We start from the raw sequence: 20,913 nt of genomic DNA on the forward strand, positions 1-20,913 counted from the left end.
TCAGCAGCTCATCAACGGATATTGATGACGGTCTGGGTGATCTGGTCCTGCGTGGTGATCATCTGCGCGTTGGCCTGGAAGTTGCGCTGCGCGGTGATCATGTTGACCAGCTGCTCGGTGAGGTCGACGGTGGACGCTTCCAGCGAACCGGCCTGGATCTTGCCGAGGTTGGAGGTGTCCGGCATGCCGGTGCGCGGCGTGCCCGACTCGAAGGTCTCCACCCACAGGTTGTTGCCCTTCGATTCCAGTCCCTGGGTGTTGTTGAATGTGGTCAGCGCGACCTGGCCCAGCGGCTTGTCGTCGCCGTTGGAGTAGCGCGCATACACCACGCCCGACTCGGACACAGTGATTTCGTTGAGCTTGCCGGCCGCGTAGCCGTCCTGCTGGGTGTTGCGCAGCGCGAACTTCTCGCCGTACTGGGTCGAACCGCTGATGTCCAGCGTCATGTTCAGCTGGCCAGCGCCCGTGGTCGGGGTGAAGGTGCCGAGGCCAACCTTGCCGTTGGCCGGGGCGGTCAGCTTGCCGCTGTTGTCGAAGGTGACCGCGGTCGGGGTGCCAGCGGGCTGGCCATCGACATAGTTGTGCACGGTCCATTCGTTGGGGTTGGCGCCCTTCACGAAGTACGAGACCTGGATATGGCTCACGCCCAGCGAGTCGTACACGGTGATGCCGCCGCTGGAGTGGTTGTAGCTGTTGGAGTCGGTCGGGTCGAACGTGGCCACAGTGGGCTGCTTGGCGTTGGCCGGCAGGGTGAAGCCCACCTTCACTTCGCTGGTCTGCTTCGGCGGGCTGTCGGTGGTCAACAGCTGCAGGTCGACCAGGCGGCCGGCATCGAAGTTGGTGCCATCGGCATTCGGCGCGAACACCTGCAGGCGCGCGCCCTGCGGATTGACCACGTAGCCGGCCGAATCGGTCTGGAAGTTGCCGGCACGCGAGTACACGCGCGAACCGTTCATGTTCATGGTGAAGAAGCCCTCACCGGAAATGGCCATGTCCAGGCTGCGCCCGGTCTGCTCGTTGTGGCCCTGGATGAACTGCTGGGCGACGTTGGAGACGCGCACGCCCGAGCCGGTCTGGTTCTTCGACAGGCCATAGCTGGTGGAGGCGAACAGATCGGCGAACTCGGCGCGCGACTGCTTGAAGCCGGTGGTGTTGACGTTGGCGACGTTGTTGGCGGTGACGCTCAGGTCGGTGTTGGCGGCATTGATGCCGGACAGCGAGACATTGAAGCCCATGGGATGCTCCTGGTTGATGCGGGATGTGCGGCTCAGCTGACGCGGAGCACGTAGTCGATCGGGGCCGTGCCCAGGCCCTTCAGGTTCAGGTACAGGCCGTCGGACCCGACGGTCACGCTTTCCACCGGCGCCTGCACATAGGTGGACAGCTTGGTGCTTTTGCCGGCGGTATCGACATGGTTGGCAACGATGGAATACTTGCCCGGTTCCATGCGCTTGCCGTTGGCGTCCTTGCCGTCCCACTGGAAGGCGGTTTCGCCTGCCGCCTTGGCTTCCACGCTCAGCGAGGTGACCTTGGCGCCGGTGGCATCGGTGATATCCACGGTGATGATGCCGGCCGACGGCGCGGCCACCGTGCCCTCGACGCTGCCTTCCTTCTCCAGCACCAGCTTTTCCGACGGCACCAGCACCTGGTGGCCGACCAGCGCCGCGCCACGCAGCACCTGGTCGCTGGCCATCGACTCCTGGAAGCCCTTCACCGTCTTGTTCAGATCGGTGATGCCCTGCACGGTGGACATCTGCGCCATCTGCGCGACCATCTGCGTGTTGTCCATCGGCTTCAGCGGATCCTGGTGCTGCAGCTGCTCGGTCATCAGGCGCAGGAAGTCGGCCTGATCGAGCGTGTTCTTCTTTTTCGTGGCGTTGCTGTTGGGGGCGTTCAGGCCCAGCGCGGAATAGACGTCCTGGCTGGTCTGGTTGTTGACGGCGGTGGTCATGGCGGTATCCGGTGCTGCGGGCCTCAGCGGCCCATGGTCAAGGTGGCCAGGGCCAGTTCCTTGGCGGTGGTCAACATCTCCACGCCGGCCTGGTAATTGCGCGAGGTCGAGATCAGGTTGACCATCTGCGCCACCGGATCGACGTCGGGCTGGTAGATGTAGCCATCGGCGTCTGCCAGCGGGTGGCCCGGCTCGTAGCGCTTGATCGGCGCCGCCTCGCTCTGGGTGATCTCCTTCACCTTCACCGAGGTGATGTTGGGATCGTTCTTGCTGGTGACGGCCTGGAAGATCGGCTCCAGCGGCTTGTACACGGCGTCGGCAGACCCGGCCACGGTGTCGGCGTTGGAGAGATTGGAGGCGATGGTGCTCATGCGCACCGACTGCGCCTGCAGCGCGGAGCCGGCGATATCGAAGATCGGCAGGTTGCTCATGGCTTATTGCCCCGTGATCGCGGTCAGCATGGAACGCACCTTGCTCTCGACGAAGCTGAGCGAGGCGCGGTACTCGAGCGCGGCACGGCCATAGGCGGCACGCTCGGCATCGGGATCGACGGTGTTGCCGTCCAGGCTGGGCTGCACGCCCTCGCGCGCGATCTGGAACGGGTTCAGGCCACTACTGATTTCGTAGTGCTGCTCATGGGTGGTGGCCATCAGGCCGTTGGCATCCTGCCCCTGGGCATGGCGCAGGGCGGCATCGAAGTCCAGGTCCTGGGCCTTGTAGCCGGGGGTGTCGGCATTGCCGAGGTTGCTGGCGATCAGCTTCATCCGCTGTTCGCGCAACGGCATGGCCTGGGCGTGGACGCCCAGGTAGTCGGTAATCAGGTTGCGCACGGTGCACTCCCACGGGAACGTTGCCCGGGAAGCTGCAAGGGGTGTGCCAAATTCGAGAGGGTAGTGCCGGCCGCTGGCCGGCTCCCCGATGGATCTGCGGTTGCCGGCCAGCGGCCGGCACTACCGGATCAGTGGCCGTCAGGCCGCCATCGCCACCTTGCGCAGGCGGTCCAGCACGAAATCGGCCAGCTCGTGCGGCGAGTACTTGGCGACGAACGCGTTGGCGCCGACGCGCTCGACCATGGCGTTGTTGAAGACGCCCGACAGCGAGGTGTGCAGCAGCACGTAGAGGCCGGCCAGGCCCGGGTGGCGCCGGATTTCCGTCGTCAGCGTGTACCCATCCATGGCCGGCATCTCGATGTCGGAGATGACCATGGCATAGCGTTCGGCCGGGTTTTCGCCCGAGGCGTGGATCTGCAACAGGTGGTCGAGAGCCTGCCTGCCGTCGGAAAGCAGGGTGGCACCCACGCCCAGCTGATCCAGCACGCTGCGGATCTGCTGGCGGGCCACGCGCGAGTCGTCCACCACCAGCACCTGCAGCTGGGGGCCATCGGCGGGCATTGCCATCGCCGGATCGAGTACGGCGTCACCGCGGACCTGGGCGATATCGGCCAGCACGCTTTCAACGTCGATCACCTGGATCAGCTCACCCTGGAAGCGGGTTACCGCGGTCAGGTAGCTCGACTCGGCGCCAAGCTCCGGCGGCGGGTGGATGTCTTCCACCGCGATGTTGACGATGCGTTCGACGCCGCTGACCAGGAACCCCTGGATCGAGCGGTTGAATTCGGTGACGACCAGGTAACCCGGCGAGGTATCGGCATCGGGCTCACGTTCGGGGTGGCCGATCGCCAGGCCCAGGTCCAGCACCGGCACCGAGCGGCCGCGCACGTCGGCCACGCCGGCGAACTGGCTGGGCAGGCCGGGTACCTGGAACAGCTCCGGGCGCCGCAGGACTTCCTGCACCTTGAAGACATTGACGCCAAAAAGCTGACGTCCGCCGAGACGGAACAGCAGCAGCGCCAGGCGGTTGTGGCCGGCCAGACGGGTCCGCTGGTCGATCCGGTTGAGCAGGTCATGGGACATGGCTGCTGTATCGGCGTGTTGGGCGCCAAACTTGAGGGCGCTCTGCCACCTGTGCCCTCCACACTGCGTTTGTAGAGTCGACTGTCAGTCGACTGCTCTTCGATCCGATCACGGGAAACCCCGCGCTTCGCGCGAAAGTAGACTGGCAGTCGACTCTACCCATCCGGTCGCATCCCCATTCCGGATCCGATCAACGGGCCCCGGCGCTCTGGCACACCCCTTGCACGCACCTGGGCCAGGTCTTGCCGATTGAAGGAGGCGCCATGCGCCGGGTCACATCTCTATTCGCCATCGCGCTGGCCCTGGCCTCGCCGTGGGCGGCTGCCGCCGACTGGCAGCCGGTGGCGAGCATCCGCGCGGCGGCCTTGTCGACGCTGCCGGCGGGCAGCGAGGGCGAAGCCCAGGTGGCCGATGCGCTGCGCCTGCCGAAGTGCGGAGGGGCGTTGCAGGTGCAGCCCACCGCCAACACCACGGTGGAAGTCAGCTGTCCAGATGCGGGCGGCTGGCGCCTGTTCGTGCCGGTGAAGGTGCGCCGCAACCAGACCGTACTGGTGCTCAACCGTGGAATCGGCACTGGAGAAACCCTCACCGCCGCCGATATCACCACTGCCCAGCGTGATGCCGCCCGGATCGCCGGCGCGGTGCTGGCCGATCCCAATGCGGCGATCGGCCGCATCGCCCGTCGTCCGTTGCAGGCCGGGGCCCTGCTGTCGAGCAACGATCTGGTGGTGCAGCGTCTCATCAAGCGAGGAGACAATGTGGCCCTGGTGTCGCGTCGCGGCTCGGTCGAGGTCCGCATTGCCGGCCGTGCGATGGGTGATGCCGGTGAGAACGAACGGGTCTCGGTCGAGAACCTGTCCTCGCGGCGGATCGTGCAAGGCACGGTCGATGCCGCAGGTGACGTAATCGTGGCGCGTTGAATTACCGCAAAATATCCCTAAAGATCACGGCCCTGTGGCCGTTATCCCTTGTGAACGGCAACTCCAGGACACCCCATGAGCCAGAAAATCGACGGCAACCTGCAGGTCCCCCAGGCACTGCGCAGCGTGACGACCCCGGCCAACAAGCCCGGTGTCAGCACCGATGCGGCGGCGCGCCCGGTCGAGGCGGCCGACAGCCTGCGCCTGACCGGCGAGGCCACCAACCTGCAGGCGATCGAGCGCGAGCTGACCACCGCCCCGGCGATCGACGCCCAGCGCGTGGCCGCCGTGCGCGAGTCGCTGCAGAACGGCACCTACAAGATCAATCCGGACGCGATTGCATCGCGCATGCTCGATCTGGACCAGCAGCTGCACGGATGACTGCGGCGATGAGCGAGCCGCTGCAGCGTCTCGCCCAGGCCCTGGACGTTGAACGCCAGGCCTTGGTCGAGCACGACGTGCACGCGCTGATCCGGGCTACCGGCGCCAAGCTGGAAGCGTTGCGTGCGCTCGAAGGCGCGCCGCCGGTGGGCGAGGGCGAACAGCTGCAGGAACTGGCCGAGCGCAACCGGGCCAATGGCGTGCTGCTGTCGCGCCGCCGCCGCGAGGTGAACTGGGCGCTGCGCCAGCTCGGCCGCACCGAAGACGCCTCGGCCTACGATGCCAAGGGCCAGTCGCACACGGTCAGCATCGGCCGGCCCCTCGCCGTCGCCTGAGGCGACGGCGGTCGCATAACCCCTCCCGGCGGGCTGAAGCCCGCTGCATGACCGCGTATATTGGGCGCCTGTTCGAACGTCCCGAGTCGCCGTGTCCGCTGCCAACGCCCTGGTTACCGCCCCCCTTCCGCCACAGCCGGTGCTGCAGGCCCTGCTTGAGCGCCTGCGCGAAGGCCTGCTGCTGTTCACCGATGACGGGCAGGTGGCCCTGGCCAATCCGGCCGCACAGAACCTGCTGGCCAGTGGCGAGGACGGCGGGTTGCCGCCGCCGCAGCGCCTGCGCGAACTGCTGCCGCCCGATGCGCTGGAACAGGCTCGCCAGCATGGTCACTGGAATGGCAGCCTGCCGCTGGGCGAGGGCGTGGTCATCGCCCATCTGTACCACCATGGTCTGGTCGGCCAAGGGCATTTCCTCGCCCTGTTCCGCCACATCGAAGGGCAGGAAGACTACGAACGCGAACTGCAGCAGCGCCATGCCGAATTGCGCCAGGCCTACCTGCGCCTCAATGGCACCCAGGAAAAGCTGCTCCAGTCGGAGAAGATGGCGTCGATCGGCCAGCTGGCCGCCGGCGTCGCGCACGAGATCAACAACCCGATCGGTTACGTGCACTCCAACCTGGGCAGCCTGCAGGAATACCTGCGCAGCCTGTTCACCGTGATCGAAGCCTACGAGCGCGCCCTGCGCGCGCCGGACCCGAAAGCGCTGATCCCGGAAATCGATGATATCCGTGACCGCCTGGATATCGATTTCATCAGCCGCGACCTGCCGCAGCTGATGGCGGAATCGCGCGAAGGCATCGAGCGGGTCACCCGCATCGTGCGCGACCTGAAGGATTTCTCGTATTCCGGCCGCGACGAGTCGTGGAAGCTGGTCGACCTGCACGCGGGCCTGGAATCGACCATCAACATCATCTGGAACGAACTCAAGTACAAGGTCACCCTGGTGCGCGAGTTCGGCCAGTTGCCCCTGGTGGAGTGCCTGCCATCGGAGTTGAACCAGGTCTACATGAACCTGCTGCTCAACGCCGGCCATGCCATCGCCGAGCGCGGCACGATCACGGTGCGTACCGGCGTTGATGGCGATCACGTCTGGGTTGAGTTCGAAGACACCGGCGGTGGCATCTCGCCGGAACTGCGCCAGCGCATCTTCGATCCGTTCTTCACCACCAAGCCGGTGGGCAGTGGCACCGGCCTGGGCCTGTCGATCTCCTACAGCATCATCAACAAGCACCACGGCCGCATCGACCTGGACAGCACACCCGGCGTGGGCTCGCGCTTCCGCGTGGTGCTGCCGGTCAAGCAGCCGCGCTGACCGCTTCCGGATTGGAACCGGACACCCAGAGCAGCCGGCCAGCGGCCGGCTCTACCGGGGTCAATCGGTAGTGCCGGCCGCTGGCCGGCAACCTCGTTGAACCGGACACCCGGAGCAGCCGGCCAGCGGCCGGCTCTACCCGGCGGAATTGTCATCGCAACGGCCGATCCTCGCCACCATCCCCGGTTTCCACCGGCGCCGGGCCGGCATTGCTGCGGCGCTGTTCCTCGTACGTGCGGAACGCCTGGTGGATGTGCTTGCGCAGCTCGTCGTCGTTCCACGGCTTGGTCAGGAAGCGGTAGATCGCGCCGCGGTTGATCGCATCGGTCACCGTGTTCAGATCGGTATAGCCCGACAGCACCAGGCGGATCGTATCCGGGTACAGCATCTTCACCCGGCCCAGGAACTCGGTGCCGCTCATGTCGCTCATGCGCTGGTCAGACAGGATCACCTGCACGTCATTGATCGCCAGCAGGTCGAACGCATCACGCACGTTGCCGGCAGCAAGGATGCGGTAGCCGTCGCGGCGGAACAGGCGCACCAGCGAGCGCAGCACGTTCTCCTCGTCATCCAGCAGCAGCAGCGTCCGGTCCGGGCGCGTCTCGGCGAAGGCTTCCGGACGCAGGTAGCGGCGGCGCAGGGTCATGCCGGCGGCATCGGCCGACATCGGTTCGCCGAACAGGTAGCCCTGGAACACGTCGCAGTCGTTGCGGCGCAGGAAGCCCAGCTGGGCCTGCGATTCCACGCCGTTGGCGATCACGGTCATGCCCAGCTGGTGGCCCATGGCGATGATCGCGCGCGCGATGGCCGCTTCACGATTGCCGGCCGGCGCGCTCTTGATGAAACTGCGGTCGATCTTCAGCTTGTCCACCGGGTAGCGCACCAGCGCGCTGAGGCTGGAGTCGCCGGTACCGAAGTTGTCCAGGCTCAGGCTGATGCCTTCGTTGCGCAGGTTGGCCAGTGTTTCGTGGACGAAATTGACGTTGTTGGTCAGCGCACTCTCGTTGATTTCCAGCGTCAGCATGTGCGCCGGTACGCCCGCCGCCTGCAGCAGTGACATCACTTCGGCGAAGAAGTTCGGCCGCAGCAGCTGCAGGGTGGACACGTTCACTGCGATGGTGAAGTCATCGAAGCCCTGGTCGCGCCACAGCCGCGCCTGCTTCAAGGCGCCTTCCAGCACCCAGGTGCCGATCTGCACGATGATGCCCAAGCGTTCGGCGGTGCGCATGAAGCGCTCCGGCACCAGCATGCCCAGGGTCGGCGACTGCCAGCGCAGCAGCGCTTCCATGCCCACCACGTGGCCGTCGCGCGCGCTTACCAGCGGCTGGTAGCGCAGCTTCAGCTCGCCATTGGGAATGGCATCGACGATCTGGCGCGCGATGATGCTCTCGCTGTGCGCACTCGGCGGGGTGTCCACCGCATGGATGCGCACGGCATTGCCGCCTTCGCGGGCGGCCTGGTACAGCGCATCCTCGGCATGGTCGAGCAGGCGCGAGGTGCTGCTGGCATGTTCCGGGCACAGGCTCACGCCCAGCTTGCCGGTCATGAACAACGTGTACGGCAGCACCGACAGCGGCAGCTCCATCTGCTGGCGGATCTCCTCGGCGAAATCCTCCGGCAACGGCAGATCGGCGGTGCGCGGCACCGCGATCAGGAACTCGTCGCTGCCATGCCGCCACAGCTTGCCGCGCCCGCGCAGGTAAGACTGAAGGCGCTGTGCCACCAGCACCAGCGCCTGGTCGCCCACTTCGGCACTCATGTTTTCGTTGACCGATGCGAAATGGTCGATGTCCACGTGCATCAGCATCAGCGCGATGCCGCCTGAGGCTGCCTCGGCAACCATTGCCTGCAGCTCGGGGTTGCCGGCGCCAAGGCGGTCGGGAGCGTCATCAATGCTGACCGGGGGCAGGTTGGGATTCCACATGGCTCAGTATTCCGGTGAATCGACGGCAGCCCTGCTGGCCGCCTGGTAGGGGAGGTGGACATCGACCAGGGTGCCTTCGCCATGCGCGGATTCAATCCGCACGTGGCCACCGACGCTCTGTGCGCGCTCGCGCATCACGATCAGGCCCAGGCCGCGCGGGCCGTCCGGATCGAAGCCCTCGCCGTCATCGCGGATCTGCAGGTGCAGGCCGCGCTGGCCGACGTCGCGCAGCTGCAGCAGGACCTGGCTGGCGCGCGCATGGCGCAGCGCATTGGTCAGGCTTTCCTGCGCGATGCGGAAGCAGGCCTGCTCGATACTGTTGTCGGGGCGATGGGGCAACGACTCGATCTCGGCCAGCAGCTCCACCGGCGAGGAGCGGAACAGAACCCGCGCCTGCCAGCTGAGGGCTGCCTCCAGGCCCAGTGCATCCAGCTGCGGGGGGCGCAGCAGGGTAGAGATGTCGCGCAGTTTGGCCACGGTGGTGTCGGCCAGGCTGACGATCTGCGCCAGATCCTGCCCACGCCGCTGCGGATCGTCCTCTTCCAGCGCGGCGTGCGCCGACAGCTTGATCGCGGTGATGGCCTGGCCGATGTCATCGTGCAGGTCGCGCGAAATCGCACGACGCTCGTCCTCCTGCAGCGAGAACAGCCGCCCGGCCATCGCCTGCAGTTCGCGGTTGCTGGTTTCCAGCGCGCTGCGGATGCGTTCGGAATCACTGAGGTCGCGCACGATCAGCAGCTTGCAGTCGCGGCCACCGTAGCGCACGTCGCCCACCGCCAGGCCGGCATGGAAGCTGCGGCCGTCGCCGCGCTGCATGGCCACCACGCTGCTGTGGCCCGGTCCCAGGTGTGGCTGGCCGGCACGCAGCTGGCCGCGCACCCGCGGCAGGTCTGCGGCAGCGACCAGCGCCGACAAGGGCTCGCCCAGCAGGGTATGGCTGCCGTAGCCGAACAGGCCGGCGGCCCAGGCGTTGGCGTACAGCACATGTTCGTCGGAGAGGATCACCACGCCGTCGGGCAGTACCCGCACCAGCTCGCGGAACTGCTCCTCGCGCTCGCGCAGCAGGCGCCGCGACTGCTCGCGTTCGGTCACGTCCTGCAGCGTGCCCAGCACGCGGTTGCGGCCAGCTTCATCAAGACCACTGGCGGCGCGCAGGTGCACCATCAGCGCGCGCCCGTCCATCGACAGCAGCGGCAGCAGCACGTCCACCTGCACCGGCTCGCCGGAACACAGCTCGGCCAGCAGCTGCTCGGTCTGGGTGGCGGTGGCCGGGTCGGCCGGCACCAGCAGCTCGTCGAAGCGGTGCCAGCGGCGGGCTTCGGGCGGGCGGCGGCCGAGCAGGCGATAGACCTGGTTGGAATAGCGGCCCAGCCCGGTGGACGGGTCCAGCTCCCAGGCACCGATGCGGGCCAGTTCGTGGGCCTCTTCCACCCGTGCCAGCGCCTGGTCACGACGCAGCTGGGCCAGGTCCTCGGCAGTGCGATCGATGGCGATCAGCAGGCGCGCGTTGTGACCGTCGTAGCTGATCGCGTTGGAGCGCAGTTCCATCTGCCGCAGCGCGCCATCGCGCAGCTGCAGCTGTGCGCGCAGGATGCACAGCTCTTCGGGCGCCTCGCGGATCGCCTCCAGCTTGGTCTGCAGCGCCTGGCCCTGGCCGGGTGGCCACAAGGCGTCGATGGTCTGTTCCAGCAGCTCATCGCGCTCCCAGCCGAAAGCGGTGCAGGCGGCCGGGTTGGCATCGAGGATCGCCAATGTGTCCAGGTCATAGACGAGGATCGGGCCGGGGTTGCCCTCGAACATCTGCCGCAGGCGCAGCTCAGAGGCCTGCTGGCGGGCGTGGGTATGCAGCACGTGCTCGGCCAATGGGCGCAGCAGCAGGTACAGCAGGCCCGCGCTGGCCAGGGCGAAGAACGAGCCCTTCAGGCCCTGCCACAGGGCCGCCTGCTGCGGATCGGGCACCAGCGCCTGTACCACGCTGTCGGTGGAGATCATCCAGGCCAGCGCCATCACCAGGTAGCTCAACACCACCCGCCGCCGGTCACGGCTCAGCGCCTGCGCCATCCGTGGGTCGGGAACTGGGGCGTTGCCGGTCGGTTCTGCGGGCATGGACGGGGCGGGTGAAAGGGGCGCCGGTCATCTTACCCCGCAGCGTGCCGTCACCACTCAATTATCCGCCGCAGGCGCCGTTAACCACTGCGTGCCCCGCTGACGGGCGTGTCATCCGGAGCAAGATCGCGTGGACCAAGGGATCATCGCCAGCCTGCTGCAGCACCCGCTTGCGTCGGCGCTGGTCATCGTCGACCGTACCGGGCGCCCGCTGGCGGCCAATCCGGCCGCGCGCGAGCATGGCCTGCCGGCCACCGTGGCGGCCTATGCGCCGATGCTGGAAGATCTGCGCCTGATGGCCGCCGATGGCGGCATCGTGCCCTGCACGCTGCCGGGCGGCCCGCGCGGCCACTACGACGGTCACCTGCGCGCCGTGCATGACGGTGCGGGCAACCTGCTGGCGTTCACCCTGAGCATTCCCGAGCCGGTGCCGGTCGACGGGGGCGGGCGCTGGGAACTGGCACTGGACAGCGCCGGCCATAGCCTGTGGGACTGGGACATCCCCAGTGACCGGGTGGCGCGCACGCCGGCGCTGGTCGACGAGACGGCGACTGAAATGCTGTCGCGCGTCCACGGCGAGGACATCGACCAGGTGCGCGCCGCGCTCGACGAGCACCTGCGCGGGCGCAGCGAGCAGTACAGTGCACAGTTCCGCTTCCGCCAGGCCGATGGCCAGTGGCGTTGGGTGCTGGATCGCGGCCGCGTGGTCGCGCGCACCGCCGATGGCCAGCCGCTGCGCATGGTCGGCACGCATACCGATATCGAACAGCAGAAGCAGCTCGAATCGCTGCTGCAGGAGCAGCAGCTGCACCTGAGCGAAGCCCAACGCATCGCCAGCATGGGCAGCTGGTCGTTCGACCCCAACAGCGGGCACTTCTGGTGGTCGCCGGAACTGCGCTCGCTGCTGGCACTGGAGCACGGCGCCGTGCCCGGCCAGCGGCGCTGGCTGAAGCAGCTGCACCCGCGCTCGCGTGGCGCGCTGCGTGCGGCATGGCGGCGGCTGTGGCGCGATGGTCGTGCCGCCAATCTCGAGCTGGAGCTGACCCGCGGCCATGAGCCATCACAGCACCTGCGGCTGTGGATGCAGCCGCTGCTGGACTTGGACGGGCAGCCCAAGCGCCTGCTCGGCCAGGTGCAGAACATCACCGAACAGCATCAGACCGACGCATTGATTCGTTGGCGCACCGAACTGCTGAACCGGGTTTCCGCGCTGGGCCGCATCGGTGGCTGCGAGATCGAGGTGCAGACACGGAGCATGCAATGGACCGAGGAGTGCTATCGCATCCACGGCCTGCGCAAGGAACCGATCACCCTCGACCAGGCGATGGCGCTGTACACCGAAGACTCGCGCGATGCGTTCGAGGCAGCGCTGGCCCGCATCGCCAACGGCGGCCTGCCCGAGCAGCTGGACCTGTGCTTCTACCGCCAGTCCGGCCTGCGTGTCTGGGTGCAGGTGCTGATCGAGCTGGATCGCCGTGACGGACTGCCGCCGCGCTTCGTGGTGCTGTTCCGTGACATCACCCGCGAGCGCGAGGCCAACGAGCGCATTGAACTGCTGGCCCACTACGATCTGCTGACCGGCCTGCCCAATCGCGTGCTGCTCGGCGAGCAGACCGCCGAGGCCATCGAGGAAGCACGCGATCGCGGTACCTCGCTGGCGATGCTGTTCATCGACCTGGACGGCTTCAAGACCATCAACGACAGCTTCGGCCACGCCACTGGTGATGCGCTGCTGAAGGCTGCCGCCACCCGCCTGCACCAGAACCTGCGCAACAACGATCTGTTCGGCCGCTTCAGTGGCGACGAGTTCATTGTGGTGCTGCGCGACCTGGCCGAGCCGGAAGACGCCGGCCACGTGGCGCGCAAGCTGATCGCCTCGCTGGCTGAGCCGCTGCGCCGTGGCGAGACCACGCTGAAGGTCGGCGCCAGCGTCGGCATCGCGATGCTGGGCGATGCGCAGACCGACTTCGATTCACTGCTGCGCGCTGCCGACGCCGCCATGTACGCGGCCAAGGAAGCCGGACGCAACACCTACCAGTACTACAGCCAGGATGCCCTGGCCCGGATCCAGCGCAGGCTGGAGCTTGAGCACGCGCTGCACGGTGCGATCGAGCGCGAGGAGTTCAGCCTGGCCTATCAGCCGCTGCTGCATGCCCACCAGGGCGAGCCGCCGGCCATCGAAGCACTGCTGCGCTGGCATCGACCCGGCATCGGCTATTGCAGCCCGGCCGAGTTCATTCCCATCGCCGAGAAATGCGGCGAGATCGTGCGCATCGGCGACTGGGTACTGAACGAAGCCTGCCGCCAGGCAACCGCCTGGGACCGGGCTGGACTGCATTTCGACCGCATCGCGGTCAACGTGTCGGCGGTGCAGCTGCGTGATCGTGGCTTCGCCGAGCGCGTGATCGACATCTGCCATGCCCACGGCTGGCCGCCGCAGCGGCTGGAGCTGGAGCTGACCGAATCGGCGCTGATCCGTGACACCGACATCCTGCGCCACTGTTTCGACGTGCTCGAACGGCACGGCGTGCCGCTGGCGGTGGACGACTTCGGTACCGGCTTCTCCAACCTCAACTACCTCAACCGCTTCCCGGTGGGGCGCCTGAAGATCGACCGCAGTTTCGTGCAGGGCATGCTGCACGACTCCGGCACGGCCGAAGTGACCCAGGCCATCGTGCACCTGGGCCATGCGCTGGGCATGAAGGTCGTGGCGGAGGGCGTGGAAACGCACCAGGAAGAAGACATGCTGCGCCGCCAGGGCTGCGACGAGATCCAGGGTTACCTGTACTCGCGCCCGCTCAGCCCGCGCGACCTGGCGCAGTGGCTGCGCCAGCAGCGCCCGTTGCCGATGCGCACCGACGCCAGCAGCGAAGCGGTGCTGGTGCGCTGACAGTCTGCGCTGGCAGGCACGTGCTCTGGTAGGTGCCGACCTTGGTCGGCACGAATGCTTGCGCTCGGCGTAACCCCGCCCTGATGGGTGCCGACCTTGATCGGCACCAATGCCTGCATGCGACCCTCCACGCGTGGCGTGGATCTACCTGGGAAACTCCGCCTTCAACTGCGTGCGCAGCGCCTCGACGATGGCCGCATAGCGGCGCTTCTGGACCAGATAGCTGGCCAGGAACAGCGGCAGTATCAGCAGCATCGGCGCCACCATCGGGCGCATCGCCACCAGTGGCAACAGCAGCACCGACAGGATCGCCACGAACCAGCTGCACAGGCCGATCACCCGCACCTCGTGCCGCCGTGCGTTGAGCACGATGCGTCCACGCATCACCGGGAAGTAGCGCAGGCCGAAGCTCGGCGCGAAGCTCTCGCGGAACGCCATGCTGCCATCGGGCAGCGCATGGAAGGCCAGTCGCAGCCACTTGTCCTGCGGCAGGTCACGTTCCAGGCTGCCCAGCGAGAGGCGGGCCTGCATGGCCGGTGACGCCGCAATGCGTTCGTTGAACAGGGTGATGCCCCAGCTGAAATAGCCGGCCACCCAGGCCATCAGAAGGACCGTTTCGATCAGGAGTACTGCGATCAGGGCGAGGGCCATCGGTCTTCCATGGACGGGACCGGGCAATCATGCCATGGGCAGCCGTGGCCGGCCCCGCGGGGGGCGAGTCCGTGCAGCAGGTCATGCGCTTCTCGGGATCGACTTGGGTCAATCTTCTTCGGCGAGATCGCTTAGGTCCAGGATCCGCGGATCAACGCTGCTGGCTACGATGTTTCTGATCAGCCCCGGGCGGCGGCGAAGCGAGTAGGCGCGAATCGCATGGATGGGACTGAACTCACACAGGGGGTAGCGTGAGTGCCCAATGATGACGGGCCTGTTGAAGTGGATGTCCTTATGGTCATCAAGTGGCAGGGCCCACTTCCCACCGTGTGCCAGCCTGACGGTCTCCCCTAGATATCGGGCGAACACGACCCTCAGAGAGTCCCGCTCGTCCTCAGATAGCGTGGCTGCCATCAAGTCATGGAGGCGTTCCAGCCTGTCGAGGCTTTCGGGGCTGCCATCCAGTTCAATGCCATGCGTTTGAGCCTGCGCGACCAGCCATTCTATCTGGCCGTCCATCAGCATAAGGAATTGCTCAAAAGCCTCGCGGGCTTCTTCCAGATTGAACGTCATGCGGAGGCCAGAGAGACAGGGGGAGTGGGCAGTGTGTCCTCGTCCCCTTCCTCAGGCTATGCAACAAATCCTAAAAGGCGACAGGCAAAGCAGAGGTGCAGATATCGCGGCGGCCATCCACGCAGGGCGTGGATCTACTTCAGGGCTTCGCCATCCAACCCCAGGTCCCACGCCAGTCCCAGCAGCGCCTCGTCCGCCGGCGTCGGGGCAGGGCGCGCATCGGCCAGCTGCTGCAGCTCGCGGATTTCCTCGCGGGCGACCTCTTCCAGCTGTTGCAGCTGCTCACGCACGCTCGCGTTGCGCGGGCGCTCGGTGTGGAGGAGGGAGGGCAGGGCGCGGATCAGGGTCATGGTGCGCGTACAGGATGCATCCAGCGGTGGGTCACAGGCAAAGGCCCCGGACGAGCCGGGGCCTTGCGGGCTGCCGGCGAGGGCAGCGGACATCAGGATCAGAACAGCTCGACGGTGCCGGCGCCCATGCTCTGCTGGGCGACGGGCTTGTGCGGCGGGCGTTCCCATTCGCTGCGCAGCTCGCGCAGGCGATTGCCGGTGCGCTGCAGGGCGCTGGCGATCTCTTCGTCGAACACGCCGCCATTGCGGTGCAGCAGCTCCTGCAGGGCCACCGCTTCGCGGTTGATGGCGGTCAGGCGGTCCAGATGGGTGTGCACGCCGCCCAAGGCCTGGGTGGCGATGTCTTCGAACTGCAGGGCGCGCACGGCTTCGGCCACGCTGCCATCGATCGCACGGGCGCACTCGGACACTTCGCGCATGCCGTCGCCCAGCGAGGCATTGATCTGCGCGACGTTGTCGAGCATTGCCGCCGCTTCCTGGCGCGCTTCGCGGGAGCGGTCCATGTCACGCGAGGCCATGTGCGAGACCGTCTCGCGCACCTTGGCAATGGCGTCCTTGGAGCTGTGCGCCAGCTTGCGGATCTGCTCGTTGAAGGTGGTCGAGCGCTCGGACAGGTTGCGGACCTCGTCGGCGACCACGGCGAAGCCACGACCGGCTTCACCGGCACGCGCCGCTTCGATGGCGGCATTCAGCGCCAGCAGGTTGGTCTGGTCGGCGATCGACTTGACGTCTTCCAGCAGCGCGAAGATGCCATCCAGGTGCTGCGCCATCTGGTCGATGTGCTGCACGGTGGTGCTGCTCTGGCCGCTCACCTGTTCCAGCGCTTCCACCAGCTGTTCCATGCGGTGGCTGGCGTGCTGGGCGAAACGGGCAACGTCGAGGCCGGCATTGCCTTCATCGCCGGCGCGGTCGACGATGCGCGACAGCGCCTGGCTCTGCTGGCGCGACTTGCGGTTCATCGCATCGAAGCTGCCACCGAGGCTGGAGACCGCCTGGCGGATCAGGTCGCGGGCGCGTTCCACTTCACCACGCGAACCGTCGATTTCGTTGCCGACGAAGTTGCGCAGTTCGGTCAGCAGCTGGTCCTGCTCACGCAGGACACGGGCATGTTCCGGGGAACGATGCGCCTGGGCGCGGGTGGTCCACCACGCGAAGCCGAGCCAGCTCAGCGTCATCGTGGTCAGGATCGCCCAGCGCAGGGCGGTCGGCCATTCGAAACCGATGGCGAAGGGGAGCAGCAGGGTCAGAGCCAGGGGGGCGGCCAGACGGATGAAAATGCGTGAGTACATGGACGTTCTCGGGAGGTGCACGGAGGATGTATCGGCCGTACCCCCTTTCTCTTTAACGTCGATGTGCCTCGAAGTGCATTCTGAATGCGCCGGTTTTCCGGCGCCCTGGCGGCCTCGGGGTCAGAGCCCTTTCCGTGCCGGAAAGGATCCGACCCCTTGGGCAGGCAGCAACGGGGTCGGATCCCTTTTCCATGGAAAAGGGCTCTGACCCCACACCCTCAGGCCAGCAGGCGGTCCACGGCCTCGATCATCGCCTTTCGCCCGAACAGGAAGTCCCAGTAGCTGCCGCCCAGCTGGCGCCACAGCACTGCCGAGCGCACCGCGGCCAACAGCAGGGCACGGATCTCGGCCACCACGCCGGCCTGGCCCAGGTAGTGCGGGTTGCCCTGCACCATCACCCGCGGCTTGAGGTGGCTGATGGTGTCCGCATACAGGCTGCCCAGGCTGGCCAGCACATCCGGGTGGCCGCTGTCGCCCAGTTCGGTGGCCTGGCGCTGGGCACGCTCGATGCCCGAAGCAACCTTGTTCACGGTGGCGCCATCCTGAACAAAGCGGCGCTCCAGCTGCAGCACCGACAGCGCCAGCTTCGGCAGGATCGGATCCTGGCCCTGGTTGCGGAAGTAGTTGTGCAACAGGCGCAGCCCGGCCTTCAGTGCATGGCGGTCACCGAACACCGCCTGCGGCGAGGACGCATCGACGCGGAACACGCTGTCCACGGCGGTGCGCACGGCGGCGGCGTCGGAATGGCCGGTATCGGCGATGCGGCGTACCTGCTGCAGGGCCTGGGCAATGCCGGCCAAGGCCAGGACGCGGTCGTCGACAGTGAAACTCATGCAGCGATTACCTCAAAAGGGGAGGGGGTGGTGCGCAGGCGCTGTTCCAGCGGCGCATCGGTGGCGGCGATCACCGCGCCACCCAGGCACACATCGCCGTCATACAGCACCAGCGATTGACCGGGGGTAACGGCACGCTGCGGGCGCGCGAAGGTGACCAGCACGCTGCCATCGTCCAGCACGTCGACCGTACACGGCTCATCGGGCTGGCGGTAGCGGGTCTGGGCGCTGCATTCGAAGCGTCGCGCGGGTGGCGAGCCCGCGATCCAATGCGCCGCCTCCGATCGCAGGCGCTCGGACAGCATCCATGGGCTGTCGCGGTCCTGGTCGACGTACAGCACGTTGCTGGCCACATCCTTGCCGACCACGTACCACGGGGCGGCCGGGCGGCCGCGTACGCCGCCGATGTTCAGGCCCTCGCGCTGGCCCAGGGTGAAATAGAACACGCCCGGATGTTCGGCGATCACGCTGCCGTCGGTCGGGTCGAGGATCTGGCCGGGCCTGGCCGGCAGGTAGCGGCCGAGGAACTCGCGGAAGTCGCGCTCGCCGATGAAGCAGATGCCGGTGGAGTCCTTCTTGGCGTGGGTCGGCAGTCCGACGTCGCGCGCAATCCGTCGCAGGTCGGTCTTCTCGAGGTCGCCGATCGGGAACAGGGTGGCCCCCAGTTGCTCCTGGCCCAGCTGGTGCAGGAAGTAGCTCTGGTCCTTGGAGCGGTCGGCGCCGCGCAGCAGCAGCCACTGGTGGCCACGCTGGGTCACCCGCGCGTAGTGGCCGGTGGCGATGCGCTCGGCGCCCAGCTCGCGGGCGGCATCCAGGAAATGCTTGAACTTCACCTCGCGGTTGCACAGCACGTCCGGGTTCGGCGTGCGGCCAGCGGCGTATTCGGCCAGGAAGTGCTCGAACACGCCCTGCCAGTACTCGCTGGAAAAGTCCCGGAAGTGGAACGGGATACCGAGCAGGCCGCATACGGCGACCGCATCGCGGCGGTCATCCTCGGCGCGGCAGTCACCGCTGCCGTCGTCGGCCCAATTCTGCATGAACAGGCCGGCCACGGCCTCGCCCTGCTGGACCAGGCGCCACGCGGCGACCGAAGAGTCGACACCACCAGAGACGCCCACCATCACGCGCGGCGTGCTCATGTGACCTCCCGGACCAGCGAAAGCGGATGGCGCTGGCCACCCAGGTAATCCGCCACCACCTGCCAGACCAGCGGGCTGCGCTGGCGCTCGCCGGCGGCCTGCAGCTCGGCAGGGGTCAGCCACAACGCGCGGTCGATGCCGGCATCCAGCGGTTGGGCCGGGTCGTGCGAGAGCGGGCGCGCTGCGTAGCAGAAGCGCAGGAAGGCGGTGCCGTCGCCGGCAGTCCACTGGTAGCAGCCGATGAAATGGGTCAGCTGCACGGTCCAGCCGGTTTCCTCCCGGGTCTCGCGCAGGGCTGCCTCGGCCAGGCTTTCGCCTGGCTCGAGGTGGCCGGCCGGCTGGTTCAGCACCTGGCGGCCTTCAATGGTCTCTTCGACCAGCAGCACGCGGCCGCCGTCGACCACCACCGTGGCGACGGTGGCGTGCGGTGCCCAGCGCGGGTCCGGCGTGGCGTTCAACTCAGAACTCGTCCTTCTTGGTCAGCTCCAGCTCCATCGCGTCGGCGGTGCGGATGGCCGCATCGATGGCGTCGCTGAGCTGGTCCGGGGTGGCATCGGCGTCGATCTTGACCACGAACATGGCGGTGGTGTCCTGCTTTACCCAGCCCCCCATCTTGGCGTCCTGCGAATCCTCCAGCAGCCGGTTGGCCACGGCCACCGGGAACTGCTTGGTCTTGGCGTTGTAGGCCGGCGACCAGATCTCGCGGATGTTGTGGCTGCCGAAATCCTCCACCGCCGAGCGCACGTAGACCATCTGGGTGCGGTCACCCTCGACGTCGAAGACCATGCGGTAGTCGCCATCCTCGTCGACCTCGTAGGTATAGCCCAGCTTGTCCAGGTGGCGGGCCACGGACTTGTCGGCGCTGGTTGCGGCAGTGGCAGAGCCGGCAGCGGCCAGCGCGATCAGCAGGGCGGGAAGAAGGGTCCTTTTCATGAAGATCCTGTGAAACAGTGTTGGGAGAGGGTGCAATTGTGACGGCGGGCGTGCGTGCCGTCCAATCTGCGGCGGGCCGACGCAGGCCTGCCCTAGCCCTTATAATGGATGGATGCCCCATGAGTCCTCCCCCGATTCCCAGCACGAGCACGGCGTTGCCGTGGAGCCCGCGCGCCCGGAAGTGGCGCCGCCGCCGTTCTACCAGGTGATGCTGCTCAACGACGACTACACCCCGATGGATTTCGTGGTGGATGTGCTGCAGCAGTTCTTCAGCATGGACCTGGACAAGGCCACCCAGGTGATGCTGCACGTTCATACCCGCGGCCGCGGCGTCTGCGGTGTCTTCACCCGCGAAGTGGCCGAGACCAAGGTTGCCCAGGTCAACGAGTACTCGCGGATGAACCAGCACCCGCTGCTGTGCACGATGGAAAAGGCCTGACCGGCCTTTTGTAGAGCCGAGCCCATGCTCGGCTGCTGTTCGCGCGGGTATCCAGATCGCTGGCAGAGCAGCCGAGCGCAGGCTCGGCTCTACAGCCGGATCACGCTTCCGCCAGCGCCTGCAACGCCATCCTCGCGACCGATTCGTCCACATCCGCTGGGTCGCCATCATCGCGGAACCACACCGCCGACAGCCCTGCGCTGGCAGCGACCCAACGCAGCAGGCGGGTGCGCTCGAGGCCGGCCAGCGCGGTCACCTGTTCTACGCGCGCGGCAAACCGCTCCGGCCGCGTGGCCACGTGGATGCCGGGGCCGCACAGGTCCGGATTGCTGAACAACGTCGTGTAGTCGAACGCGCGGTCACCCAGCAGCCGCTTCGGATCGATCGCCAGCCAGCCGCGCGCACCAAAATCCAGCACGTTGTCATGGTGCAGGTCGCCGTGCAGCGGCCGGATCTCCTGTTCTTCCTGCAACACCCCTTCTGCCAGTGATCTGCACTGTTCCAGCAGTGGCGGCAGCGCGGCCCTTGGCTGCAGCAGGTCGGCGAACCATCTACGCAGGCAGACCAGGTCTGCTGGCGGCGCGCTCCGTGGCCGGTGCAGCCGCTGCAGGACCTGGCACAGGATCGTGGTGCAGGCGTCATCGGCGCCATCGATCGAGCGTTGCCGCAGCGACTGACCGCTGGCGCGCTCGATCAGGATCGCCGGCCCCTCGTGGGCCAGCAGCCGGGCAGCGCCATCGCCGTCCCACCAGCGCAGCAGGCGATGGCTGTTCTGCTCCTCGGTTTCGTCGGCGATCTTCAGCATCGCCGGCGCGCCGGTGGCGGTCAGCACCGGCCAGAGCCGGGCGTGGGGTGTTTCGATGGCCGGGCCATCACGCCGCAATCGGCAGCGGCTCAGGTAGGGTTCGCTCATGCTGGGCGGGCTGTCCTGGAGTGAATGAAGATCAAGCGATCTGCACTGCTAACGCCATCTG

The 20,913-nt window shown here is 67.1% G+C and carries 22 protein-coding genes; 6 read left to right on the plus strand and 16 right to left on the minus strand.

The annotated features are described in order from the left end of the window. Positions 1–11: 11 nt before the first annotated feature. The 5 genes from flgE to ACMGRF_RS07760 all read right to left on the minus strand — a co-directional run bounded on the left by flgE (position 12) and on the right by ACMGRF_RS07760 (position 3,864). Entirely contained in the window at positions 12–1,235 is a 1,224-nt protein-coding gene (gene flgE, locus ACMGRF_RS07740) for a flagellar hook protein FlgE (RefSeq protein ID WP_005416459.1), read from the minus strand. A gap of 32 nt (positions 1,236–1,267) precedes the next feature. Further along, a complete protein-coding gene (locus tag ACMGRF_RS07745; RefSeq protein WP_005416460.1) occupies positions 1,268–1,951 on the minus strand; it encodes a flagellar hook capping FlgD N-terminal domain-containing protein in 684 nt (227 codons plus the stop codon). Positions 1,952–1,974: 23 nt separating this feature from the next. Further along, positions 1,975–2,382: a flagellar basal body rod protein FlgC gene (flgC, locus tag ACMGRF_RS07750; RefSeq protein WP_005416461.1), complete on the minus strand. Its 408-nt coding sequence runs from the start codon at positions 2,380–2,382 to the stop codon at positions 1,975–1,977. 3 nt (positions 2,383–2,385) lie between these two features. After that, positions 2,386–2,781 carry a flagellar basal body rod protein FlgB gene (gene flgB / locus ACMGRF_RS07755; protein ID WP_005409576.1) on the minus strand — a complete coding sequence of 132 codons (396 nt, stop codon included), beginning with the start codon at positions 2,779–2,781 and terminating at the stop codon, positions 2,386–2,388. 138 nt (positions 2,782–2,919) lie between these two features. After that, positions 2,920–3,864: a chemotaxis protein gene (locus tag ACMGRF_RS07760; protein ID WP_262257949.1), complete on the minus strand. Its 945-nt coding sequence runs from the start codon at positions 3,862–3,864 to the stop codon at positions 2,920–2,922. Positions 3,865–4,127: 263 nt separating this feature from the next. Here ACMGRF_RS07760 and flgA point away from each other — a divergent pair, with 263 nt between their 5' ends. The 4 genes from flgA (at position 4,128) to ACMGRF_RS07780 (ending at position 6,812) form a co-directional block, all read left to right on the plus strand. Beyond that, the gene (gene flgA, locus ACMGRF_RS07765; RefSeq protein WP_049412400.1) at positions 4,128–4,784 is read left to right on the plus strand and encodes a flagellar basal body P-ring formation chaperone FlgA; all 657 of its coding nucleotides are present in this window, start codon (positions 4,128–4,130) and stop codon (positions 4,782–4,784) included. Between the two features lie 75 nt (positions 4,785–4,859). After that, positions 4,860–5,165, plus strand: coding sequence for a flagellar biosynthesis anti-sigma factor FlgM (gene flgM / locus ACMGRF_RS07770; RefSeq protein ID WP_005409579.1), 306 nt, complete (start codon positions 4,860–4,862; stop codon positions 5,163–5,165). Next, positions 5,162–5,500, plus strand: a complete 339-nt coding sequence (locus ACMGRF_RS07775; protein WP_014037132.1) for a FlgN family protein — start codon at positions 5,162–5,164, stop codon at positions 5,498–5,500. Before flgM ends, ACMGRF_RS07775 begins: the two co-directional genes overlap by 4 nt. A 91-nt stretch (positions 5,501–5,591) precedes the next feature. Beyond that, positions 5,592–6,812, plus strand: coding sequence for an ATP-binding protein (locus ACMGRF_RS07780; RefSeq protein ID WP_099485389.1), 1,221 nt, complete (start codon positions 5,592–5,594; stop codon positions 6,810–6,812). A 151-nt stretch (positions 6,813–6,963) separates the two neighbouring features. Here ACMGRF_RS07780 and ACMGRF_RS07785 read toward each other — a convergent pair whose 3' ends face one another. Continuing rightward, positions 6,964–8,736, minus strand: a complete 1,773-nt coding sequence (locus ACMGRF_RS07785; protein ID WP_099485390.1) for an EAL domain-containing protein — start codon at positions 8,734–8,736, stop codon at positions 6,964–6,966. 3 nt (positions 8,737–8,739) lie between these two features. After that, positions 8,740–10,842: a PAS domain-containing sensor histidine kinase gene (locus tag ACMGRF_RS07790; protein ID WP_262257951.1), complete on the minus strand. Its 2,103-nt coding sequence runs from the start codon at positions 10,840–10,842 to the stop codon at positions 8,740–8,742. A gap of 130 nt (positions 10,843–10,972) precedes the next feature. Between ACMGRF_RS07790 and ACMGRF_RS07795 the strand changes: the two genes are divergently transcribed. Next, on the plus strand, positions 10,973–13,732 hold the full coding sequence (locus ACMGRF_RS07795) for an EAL domain-containing protein (RefSeq protein WP_414485784.1): 2,760 nt from the start codon (positions 10,973–10,975) through the stop codon (positions 13,730–13,732). A 144-nt stretch (positions 13,733–13,876) separates the two neighbouring features. Here the strand turns inward: ACMGRF_RS07795 and ACMGRF_RS07800 are convergent, their stop codons facing one another. The 8 genes from ACMGRF_RS07800 to ACMGRF_RS07835 all read right to left on the minus strand — a co-directional run bounded on the left by ACMGRF_RS07800 (position 13,877) and on the right by ACMGRF_RS07835 (position 19,500). Next, positions 13,877–14,383 carry a hypothetical protein gene (locus ACMGRF_RS07800; protein WP_180878824.1) on the minus strand — a complete coding sequence of 169 codons (507 nt, stop codon included), beginning with the start codon at positions 14,381–14,383 and terminating at the stop codon, positions 13,877–13,879. 108 nt (positions 14,384–14,491) lie between these two features. Next, positions 14,492–14,956: a hypothetical protein gene (locus tag ACMGRF_RS07805; RefSeq protein ID WP_180878826.1), complete on the minus strand. Its 465-nt coding sequence runs from the start codon at positions 14,954–14,956 to the stop codon at positions 14,492–14,494. Between the two features lie 134 nt (positions 14,957–15,090). Next, positions 15,091–15,306, minus strand: a complete 216-nt coding sequence (locus tag ACMGRF_RS07810) for a hypothetical protein (protein WP_180878828.1) — start codon at positions 15,304–15,306, stop codon at positions 15,091–15,093. A gap of 98 nt (positions 15,307–15,404) precedes the next feature. After that, entirely contained in the window at positions 15,405–16,595 is a 1,191-nt protein-coding gene (locus ACMGRF_RS07815) for a methyl-accepting chemotaxis protein (protein WP_414485785.1), read from the minus strand. 218 nt (positions 16,596–16,813) lie between these two features. Further along, positions 16,814–17,428 (minus strand): high frequency lysogenization protein HflD, encoded by a 615-nt coding sequence (gene hflD / locus ACMGRF_RS07820; protein WP_049412377.1) that lies wholly within the window; start codon positions 17,426–17,428, stop codon positions 16,814–16,816. Next, a complete protein-coding gene (gene mnmA / locus ACMGRF_RS07825; RefSeq protein ID WP_100478070.1) occupies positions 17,425–18,567 on the minus strand; it encodes a tRNA 2-thiouridine(34) synthase MnmA in 1,143 nt (380 codons plus the stop codon). Before mnmA ends, hflD begins: the two co-directional genes overlap by 4 nt. Next, on the minus strand, positions 18,564–19,025 hold the full coding sequence (locus ACMGRF_RS07830) for an NUDIX hydrolase (protein WP_100478071.1): 462 nt from the start codon (positions 19,023–19,025) through the stop codon (positions 18,564–18,566). The genes mnmA and ACMGRF_RS07830 overlap by 4 nt, the downstream gene beginning before the upstream one ends. A gap of 1 nt (position 19,026) precedes the next feature. Continuing rightward, positions 19,027–19,500, minus strand: coding sequence for a hypothetical protein (locus tag ACMGRF_RS07835; protein ID WP_005416476.1), 474 nt, complete (start codon positions 19,498–19,500; stop codon positions 19,027–19,029). Positions 19,501–19,612: 112 nt separating this feature from the next. Between ACMGRF_RS07835 and clpS the strand changes: the two genes are divergently transcribed. After that, a complete protein-coding gene (gene clpS, locus ACMGRF_RS07840; RefSeq protein WP_005416477.1) occupies positions 19,613–19,939 on the plus strand; it encodes an ATP-dependent Clp protease adapter ClpS in 327 nt (108 codons plus the stop codon). A gap of 100 nt (positions 19,940–20,039) precedes the next feature. On the opposite strand, the gene ACMGRF_RS07845 is transcribed toward clpS, so the two are convergent. Further along, on the minus strand, positions 20,040–20,852 hold the full coding sequence (locus ACMGRF_RS07845) for an APH(6) family putative aminoglycoside O-phosphotransferase (protein ID WP_414485786.1): 813 nt from the start codon (positions 20,850–20,852) through the stop codon (positions 20,040–20,042). Positions 20,853–20,913: the final 61 nt, after the last annotated feature.

This window comes from Stenotrophomonas sp. EMP41, assembly GCF_047495535.1.
GTDB classification, from domain to species: domain Bacteria; phylum Pseudomonadota; class Gammaproteobacteria; order Xanthomonadales; family Xanthomonadaceae; genus Stenotrophomonas; species Stenotrophomonas sepilia.